Here is an 8,108-nt window from a genome sequence, read left to right as displayed (position 1 = left end):
CCCCCGACCCGGCCCACCGCCCCCATCCCTACGGGAAGGACGCCACTCGTGGCCACCTCCGTCAGGGCGACGTCCGACGGCAGCCCGCTGTCGTCCCGGTCCGCCCCCAGCAGCAAAGTCCCGAGCGGCAGCCGTCCTCCCGGCTGGCGCGCCAAGCTCTACCGGTTCGACACCAAGGCATCCCCGTACGCCTATGTCGCCCCGTTCTTCCTCCTGTTCGCCGCCTTCGGCCTCTTCCCGCTGATCTACACCGGCTGGCTCTCGCTGCACGAGGTGCAGCTCGGTACCCACGCGACCTGGGTCGGCTTCGACAACTACACCGGCCTGTGGCACAACGAGTTCTTCTGGACGGCGCTGCGCAACACCTTCACGCTCGGTGTGATCTCCACCGTGCCGCAGCTGGCGATGGCGCTGGGCCTCGCGCACCTGCTCAACTACAGGATGCGCGGCCGGGGCTTCTTCCGGGTCGCGATCCTGGCGCCGTACGCGACCTCGGTCGCCGCCGCCACGCTGGTCTTCATCCAGATGTTCAACCCGGACTACGGCATGATCAACCAGCTGCTCGGCCACGTCGGGGCCGGAAACATCGACTGGGAGTCGTCCAAGTGGCCCGCCCAGATAGCCATCTCGACCATCGTGACCTGGCGCTGGACCGGCTACAACGCGCTGATCTACCTGGCCGCGATGCAGGCCGTGCCCGCCGACCTCTACGAGGCCGCCGCGCTTGACGGCGCGTCGCGCTGGCGGCAGTTCCTCAGCGTCACCATCCCGTCGATCCGGCCGACGATCCTGTTCACCATCATCGTCTCCACGATCGGCGCCACCCAGCTGTTCGGCGAGCCGCTGATGTTCGGCGGCGGCGTCGGTATGACCGGCGGCACCGACCACCAGTACCAGACCCTCAGCCTCTACATGTACGACAAGGGCTGGAACACCGGCGAACTCGGCCAGGCCTCCGCCGTGGCCTGGGTGATGCTGCTGATCCTGCTGCTCATCGGCGCCGTCAACCTGGTGATCGCGCGCTCCAACCGCCGGAAGCTGGGGGCCTGACCATGGCTCAACTCACCGAGGCCGGGCGGTCCGCGCGACCGCGCCACTCCACCCTTCCGCCGACCGCCGGCCGCCGCCGGGTGAAGGCGGGCGGGGCGGGCAAGCAGCAGAACGCGGGACCCGTCGCGTACGTCCTGCTGATCGTCGCCGCGGCGATCTCGCTCTTCCCGCTGTACTGGACGGTCGTCGCCGCGTCGCACACCGACACCGACATCACCCAGCCGCCGACCCCGCTGCTGCCCGGCAGCCACCTGGTGCAGAACCTCAAGGTGGTGTGGGACGAGGTCGACATGACCACGGCCCTGATCAACTCCACCATCGTGGCCGGGTGTGTCGCGATCAGCACCGTGCTCTTCGCGACGCTGGCCGGTTTCGCCTTCGCCAAACTCCGCTTCCGCGGGCGCAACATCCTGCTGATGATCGTGGTCGCCACCATGACGATCCCGCCGCAGCTCAGTGTGATCCCGCTCTACCAGATCATCACCAACGTCGGCTGGGTCGGGCACCTCCAGTCGGTGATCCTGCCCTCGCTGGTCGCCGCCTTCGGCGTGTTCTTCATGCGGCAGTTCCTCTCCGAGGCGCTGCCCATCGAACTGATCGAGGCCGCCCGGGTGGACGGGGCGCACAGCCTGCGGATCCTGTGGCACGTGGTGTTCCCGATCGCCCGGCCCGCGATGGCCGTGCTGGGAATGCTGGTGTTCGTACAGGCCTGGAACGACTTCTTCTGGCCGCTGATCGCGCTCAACCAGCAGAACCCGACCGTGCAGGTCGCGCTGGCGGGCGTCGGGTCGGGCAACCACGCGATCGACCACGCCGCGGTCGTCACCGCCGCGCTGGTCGCGACGCTGCCGCTGCTGCTGGTCTTCGCCTTCCTCGGCAAGCACATCGTCGGCGGTATCACCGCGGGTGCCGTCAAGAGCTGAGCCGCCCGCCCGCGAGCCGTACCCCTGTGCCGCGCGGGCCGGGCGGGAGCCCCCTTCTCCCCCAACTACCCCCTGATTCCCCTGGAGTCCCCCGCTATGACAGCTGTCCGTTCAGAGAGCACTGAGCTTTCTGCCAGCTCGGCCTCGCTCCGCTTTCCCCCCGGCTTCGTCTGGGGGGCGGCCACCGCCGCCTATCAGATCGAGGGCGCCGCGGCCGAGGACGGCCGCACGCCTTCGATCTGGGACACCTTCAGCCACACCCCCGGCCGGGTCCGCAACGGGGACACCGGTGACATCGCCGCCGACCACTACCACCGCTTCCGCGACGACGTCGCGCTGATGGCGGACCTGGGCCTGGGCGCGTACCGCTTCTCGGTGTCCTGGTCCCGGGTCCAGCCGACCGGGCGCGGCCCGGCCGTGCAGCGCGGCCTCGACTTCTACCGGCAGCTCACCGACGAGCTGCTGGACAAGGGCATCACCCCGGTCGCCACCCTCTACCACTGGGACCTGCCGCAGGACCTGGAGGACGTCGGCGGCTGGACCGTACGCGACACCACCGAGCGCTTCGCCGACTACGCCGCGATCGTGGCGGGCGCGCTCGGCGACCGGGTGCCCTACTGGACCACCCTCAACGAGCCCTGGTGCTCGGCCTATCTCGGCTACGGCTCCGGGGTGCACGCCCCCGGGCGCACCGAGCCCGAGTCGGCACTCAAGGCCGTCCACCACCTCAACCTCGCCCACGGCCGGGCGATCCTGGTCCTGCGTTCCGCTCTCCCCGCTGCAGCGCAGACCTCGATCACCCTCAACCTGCACCAGGTCCGCCCGCTCACCGACTCCGCCGCCGACCTCGACGCGGCCCGCCGGATCGACGCGGTCGGCAACCGGGTCTTCCTCGGCCCGATCCTCGGCGACGGCTACCCCGCCGACCTGCTGGACGACACCGCCCACCTGGTCGACTGGGAGTCCCTGGTCAAGGACGGCGACCTCGCCGAGATCAGCCGCCCGATCGACCTGCTCGGCATCAACTACTACACCCCGACCCTGGTCTCCGACGGCCGGGTGCACACCGACGGGGCGCAGGCGCCGCGCAACGACGGGCACGGCGCGAGCGACTACTCGCCGTGGCCCGGCTCCGAGCACGTCGCCTTCCACCTGCCCCCGGGCAAGACCACGGCGATGCGCTGGGCGGTGGACGCGACCGGTCTGCGCGACCTGATCCAGCGGATCAGCCGGGAGCACCCGGGCCTGCCGATGATGGTCACCGAGAACGGTGCCGCCTACGACGACTACATCTCGCCCGAGGGCCAGGTCAACGACCCCGAGCGGGTCGCCTACCTGCACGGCCACCTGGCCGCGGTGCACCAGGCGCTGAGCGGCGGGGCCGACGTCCGCGGCTACTTCCTGTGGTCGCTGATGGACAACTTCGAGTGGGCCTACGGCTACAGCAAGCGCTTCGGCGCGGTCTACGTGGACTTCGGCACGCAGCGCAGGATCCCGAAGCAGAGCGCGCACTGGTACGCCTCGGTGGCGCGCGAGAACGTCCTTCAGGACCTCCCGGAGGAGGACCGGAAGTCCTGAGGGGACGGAGAAAAGGAGCGGTACGGCAGTTCGAGGGTGCTGCCGTACCGCTCCTTGGCCTTCCTCTCCGGTGAGGGTGGGAGCGGGCGGCTTCTCACGGCGGGCTCGCCGGGGACCCGTCACGGATCGCCGCCGGGCACCGGGCGGACGGCTTTCCCGCGCCGCCTGTGGCCGGGCGCGGCCGGCGCTGGGTCGCCGCCGAGCGCGAGCCGCAGCCGTATCTCCGCGCCGCCCAGCACACCGCGGCCGATCGTCATACCGCCGCCGGCGGACTCCGCGACCCGGCGGACGATGTCCAGGCCGAGCCCCGTCGAGCCGTGCCCGCCGTCGCCGTGCCCGCGGCGGACCGCGGCGGCCGGGTCCGCGACACCCGGCCCGGCGTCCGAGACCAGCACGACGACCGCGTCGTCGGAGCGGTGCACATCCACGGCGAAGGCGGTGCCCTCGGGGGTGTGCCGGAAGACGTTGCCGAGCATCGCGTCGAGCGCGGCGGCCAGTTCGGTACGCGGCACCGGCACCCGTACCGGCCGGTCGGCGCCCGCGGTACGCACCTCCCGGGCCTCGTCCTCCGCGAGCGCCGACCAGAACGCCATCCGCTCCGTGATCACCTCGGCCGCGTCGCACCCGGCGGCCTGCGCGGGTACGCGCTGCTCGCGGGCGGCCCTGATGATCTGGTCGACCTCCCGCTCCAACTGGGCGACCGCGGCCCTGGTCTGGTCGGCGGCAGGACCCCGGCCCAGCGAGGCGGTGTTCAGCCGCAGCACGGTCAGCGGGGTACGCAGCCGGTGCGACAGGTCGGCGGCCAACTCCCGCTCGGCGGCCAGCAGATGGACGACCTGGTCGGCCATCGCGTTGAACGCGGCGGCGGCCGACCGCAGTTCGCCGGGTCCCGCCTCCGGCACCCGTACCGCCAGGTCGCCCTCCCCCAGCCGGTGCGCGGCCCGCGCCAGCCGGACCGCGGGCCGCACCATCCGGCTGCCCAGCCGGTCGGCGACCGCCACCGAGCCGACGATCAGCGCGAGGCCGACCCCGGCGAGCACCAGCCACGCGGTGGCCACCCCCCGGGTGACGTCGCCGTCCGGCACGAACACCTCGACGACCGCGATCGTCCCCGAGCCCACCGCGGTCGGCCGCAGCAGCGCGTAGCCGCCCGCGACCCGCACGGTGGCCGCCTCGCCGCGCGCCGAGGCGGCGTCCAGCGCCGGCTGCGCCGCCCGCGGCTGCCCGATCCGTACCGCGGCGGTGCTCCGCGTCGCCGGGATCCGCAGCGCGATCCGCCGCAGCGCGCCCGCCTGCGTCGTCGCCACCGCCCGTTCCAGCTGCTCCCGGTCGGTGGTGATCGCCAGCGCCGGAGCGATCGCGGCGGCCTGCCGCTCGGCGTTCGTCAGAGCCCGGTCCCTGGCCAGCTCCTTGACCACCAGGCCGAGCGGCACCGCGAAGGCGATCACCACCATCGCCGTGACCGCGAGCGAGACCCGGACCAGGGACCACCTCATACCGGCGGCTCCAGCTTGACCCCCACCCCGCGCAGCGTGTGCAGATACCGCGGCCTGGCCGCGGTCTCCCCCAGCTTCCTGCGCAGCCAGGACAGATGCACGTCGATCGTCTGGTCGTCGCCGTACGACTGCTGCCAGACCTCCGCGAGCAGTTCGCGGCGGGCCACGACGACGCCGGGCCGCGCGGCCAGGAAGCTCAGCAGGTCGAACTCCCGCCGGGTCAGCTCCAGCGCCGCCCCGTCCAGCACGGCCAGCCTGCGGCGCGCGTCGATGCTCAGCCCGCCGACCCTGATCACCGGGTCGGCCGCGGGCGCCGCCGACCCGCCGCGGGCCCGCCGCAGCACCGCCGCCAGCCGGGCCGACAGATGCTCCACCGAGAACGGCTTCACCAGATAGTCGTCGGCGCCCGCATTGAGCAGCCGGACGATCTCCGCCTCGTCGTCCCTGGCGGTCGCGATGATCACCGGGACGTCGCTGAGCCCGCGCAGCACCTTCAGCGCCTCCGACCCGTCCAGGTCGGGCAGCCCGAGGTCCAGGATCACCACGTCGAACGCGACCTGCGCGACCTCCCGCAGCGCCTCAAGGGCGGTGCCCACGCCGCGTACCGTGTGGGTCGCCTCCGTCAGGTGCCGGATCAGGGCCGAGCGCACGGACCGGTCGTCCTCGACCACGAGCACACTTGCCATGCGCGGCAACCTAGCGCGTCACGCCGCCGCATGGGTGCGGCACTATGGCCGGGTGTACAGAGGGCTGCTCCACTTCTGCGTCTGGGCGCTGACCACCGCGGCGGCGGCGACGCTGTCGTGGTTCGGCGTCCACAGTGTGCTGCGCGGCACCGCGTACGACCCGCCGCGCGCCCTGCCGGTCGCGGCGCCGCCCCTGGCGTCCTCGGAGCGGGGCGCCTCGCCTGTGGCGCCGCCGCCGACCCGTACCGCCGCCGCCACCACCGCCCCTCGCACCCGGCCGGCCACGCGTTCTCCGGCGGTGCGGGGCTGGACCCTGCGGGGCGGGCGGGTCGTCCTCGCGCTCGGGCCGAGCACGGCCACGCTTGTCTCGGCTGTGCCGAACGCCGGCTGGCGGATGCAGGTCTGGCCGGAGGACGGGTGGCTGCGGGTCACCTTCACGCTTGCCTCCGGCGGTGCGGCGTCGACGCTCTTCTGCACGTGGAACGGCCACGCGCCGGCGGTGGAGTCCTACGAGCAGTAGGCCGCGCCGCTTGCGGGGTCCGGGAGGGTGCCCCGGCGGCTAGCCGAACGCGTTCGGCGGCGGGGGCGGCGACGGGGCCGAGGTCGTGTCGGTCACGACCGGCGCCCCCGCGGTGAAGGCCGCCAGAGCCGCGCCGTGCTCGACCCGCCCGGGGTGCGGGTCGGTCGCGACCCGCCGGGTGAGGTCCGCGACCGGCAGTTCGTGGTCCGCCGCCCACAGCACCGCGTTGCCGAACCGCTTGCCCCGCAGCACCGCGGGATCCGCCGCCACGCACACCTCGCCGAAGGCACTGCGTACGGTCGCGATCTGCCCGCGCAGGAAAGCGAGCGCGCCGCCGTCCGTGAGGTTGGCGGCGTAGTCACCGCCGGGCCGCAGCACCCTGCGCACGTCGGTGAGGAATTCCGCACTGGTCATGTGCGCCGGGGTGCGGGCGCCCCCGAAGACGTCGGCGATGATCAGGTCGGCCCAGCCGTCCGGCAGCTTCGCCAGGCCGGCCCGCGCGTCCCCGGCGCGTACCCTGATCCGCCAGCCGCGGTCCCACGGAAGGTGCGCCCGGACCAGGTCCACCAGCGCCGTGTCCAGCTCGATGACCTGCTGGGTGGAGCGCGGCCGCGTGTACGCGGTGTAGCGGGCCAGGGTGAGCGCGCCGCCGCCGAGGTGGACGACCCGCAGCGGCATGCCCGGGGGCGCGACCAGGTCGATGACGTGGCCCAGCCTGCGCTGGTAGGAGAAGCCGAGGTGGTCGGGCACGGCGAGGTCGACATGGGACTGCGGGGCGCCGTCGACGACCAGGGCCCAGGCCTGCGGGCGTTCCCTGTCGGGTACGAGGGCCGCGGGGCCGCCCCCCACCCGTGCGGTCACCGCGCCGGGGGTGCGCGCCCGGCCGCCGCGCTGTCTCTTGCCTGCCATGCGCCGATTATCGGGGCAGCGGGGCTAGATCGCGCGCAGGCCCTGGTATCCGTCGACCAGTTCGATGGTGCGGGCGGCCTCGCCGAGCGCGGCGCGCAGCACCGCGGGGTCGGTGACGGCGGTGTCGGTGTGCGGCGGCAGCAGCCACCCGGTGTCGGCGACCGGCGGCCCGCCGTCGAGCACCAGGCCCCGGCCGTCCGTGCGGGTACACGAACTGCCCGGCACGTCCCAGCAGTCCGCGGTGCCCGGCGGCACCAGGAAGCCGAGGCTCGCGCCGGCCCTGTCGTGCAGCACCGGGCCGACACAGCTGCCGAGCCGCAGCAGATCGGCCGCTTCGAGCCCCTGCCTGGTCGGTACGGTCACCAGGTCGCATGGCGGCGGCAGTTCACTGCATTCCGGGCTCGGACCCGACATATGCGTACCGGTGGTGTCCAACAAGGCAAACGCTCCTCACGAGGGGATCGGCGCACGCAGATTTTGTGCCACATCTGTGACAACGCGCCACAGCGTCAACGGCTACGCGCAATTCACGCCGTAAGGGGTGGCGTTTCATGGCGGATAGCGCATGAGATATCCGCTTAGTAGCCAAATGCGGCATATGGGGCCTCCAGGTGGCCGGTACGTTCGTTCCAGCGGCACCGACCGTCGTGGGAGTCGCCATGCTGCCGTCCCTTGCCTCCTTACCCGCCCCTGTGCCCGCCTGCGTCCCCGATCCCGTCCCGGGCTTCGTCCCCGCTTTCGCCCCCAACGCCGCCATCCGGCGGCTGCGCGGGGGCCGGGCGCCGGCCCGCGTCCCCCGCCCCCTGCGCGGGGGCCCCCCCCAGATCGGCGAGCACGTCAGCTGCGACGCCCGCCACATCGGGCGGCTCGAAAGCGGCGAGATCCGCTGCCCCGGCTACGCCTACGAGCGGGTCTTCCGCCATATGTCCCCCGGGCACTCCACCGC

The 8,108-nt window shown here is 73.0% G+C and carries 8 protein-coding genes and 1 pseudogene; 5 read left to right on the top strand and 4 right to left on the bottom strand.

The window, feature by feature from the left end; translation table 11 throughout:
* Positions 1-48: 48 nt before the first annotated feature.
* The 3 genes from V7E46_RS30600 to V7E46_RS30590 all read left to right on the top strand — a co-directional run bounded on the left by V7E46_RS30600 (position 49) and on the right by V7E46_RS30590 (position 3,551).
* Entirely contained in the window at positions 49-1,050 is a 1,002-nt protein-coding gene (locus V7E46_RS30600; RefSeq protein ID WP_329178770.1) for a carbohydrate ABC transporter permease, read from the top strand.
* 2 nt (positions 1,051-1,052) lie between these two features.
* Positions 1,053-1,973 carry a carbohydrate ABC transporter permease gene (locus tag V7E46_RS30595; RefSeq protein WP_333771454.1) on the top strand — a complete coding sequence of 307 codons (921 nt, stop codon included), beginning with the start codon at positions 1,053-1,055 and terminating at the stop codon, positions 1,971-1,973.
* 96 nt (positions 1,974-2,069) lie between these two features.
* Entirely contained in the window at positions 2,070-3,551 is a 1,482-nt protein-coding gene (locus tag V7E46_RS30590) for a glycoside hydrolase family 1 protein (RefSeq protein ID WP_333771453.1), read from the top strand.
* Between the two features lie 119 nt (positions 3,552-3,670).
* Here V7E46_RS30590 and V7E46_RS30585 read toward each other — a convergent pair whose 3' ends face one another.
* Together V7E46_RS30585 and V7E46_RS30580 are read right to left on the bottom strand one after the other, a co-directional pair.
* Positions 3,671-5,047 carry a sensor histidine kinase gene (locus V7E46_RS30585; protein ID WP_333771452.1) on the bottom strand — a complete coding sequence of 459 codons (1,377 nt, stop codon included), beginning with the start codon at positions 5,045-5,047 and terminating at the stop codon, positions 3,671-3,673.
* On the bottom strand, positions 5,044-5,733 hold the full coding sequence (locus V7E46_RS30580) for a response regulator transcription factor (protein ID WP_333771451.1): 690 nt from the start codon (positions 5,731-5,733) through the stop codon (positions 5,044-5,046). Before V7E46_RS30580 ends, V7E46_RS30585 begins: the two co-directional genes overlap by 4 nt.
* A 52-nt stretch (positions 5,734-5,785) precedes the next feature.
* Between V7E46_RS30580 and V7E46_RS30575 the strand changes: the two genes are divergently transcribed.
* Positions 5,786-6,253, top strand: coding sequence for a hypothetical protein (locus tag V7E46_RS30575; protein WP_333771450.1), 468 nt, complete (start codon positions 5,786-5,788; stop codon positions 6,251-6,253).
* 39 nt (positions 6,254-6,292) lie between these two features.
* Here the strand turns inward: V7E46_RS30575 and V7E46_RS30570 are convergent, their stop codons facing one another.
* Both V7E46_RS30570 and V7E46_RS30565 read right to left on the bottom strand, forming a co-directional pair.
* Positions 6,293-7,162 carry a spermidine synthase gene (locus tag V7E46_RS30570; protein ID WP_333771449.1) on the bottom strand — a complete coding sequence of 290 codons (870 nt, stop codon included), beginning with the start codon at positions 7,160-7,162 and terminating at the stop codon, positions 6,293-6,295.
* A 24-nt stretch (positions 7,163-7,186) separates the two neighbouring features.
* Positions 7,187-7,576: a hypothetical protein gene (locus V7E46_RS30565; RefSeq protein ID WP_333771455.1), complete on the bottom strand. Its 390-nt coding sequence runs from the start codon at positions 7,574-7,576 to the stop codon at positions 7,187-7,189.
* A 245-nt stretch (positions 7,577-7,821) separates the two neighbouring features.
* Between V7E46_RS30565 and V7E46_RS30560 the strand changes: the two are divergent.
* Positions 7,822-8,108 (top strand): annotated as a pseudogene (locus V7E46_RS30560) (hypothetical protein); the annotation flags it as partial.

The organism is Streptomyces sp. IBSBF 2435 (genome assembly GCF_036815005.1).
Lineage (GTDB): Bacteria > Actinomycetota > Actinomycetes > Streptomycetales > Streptomycetaceae > Actinacidiphila.
Note: the sequence above shows the minus strand (reverse complement) of the source record. Positions and strands in the feature narration are given on the sequence as shown.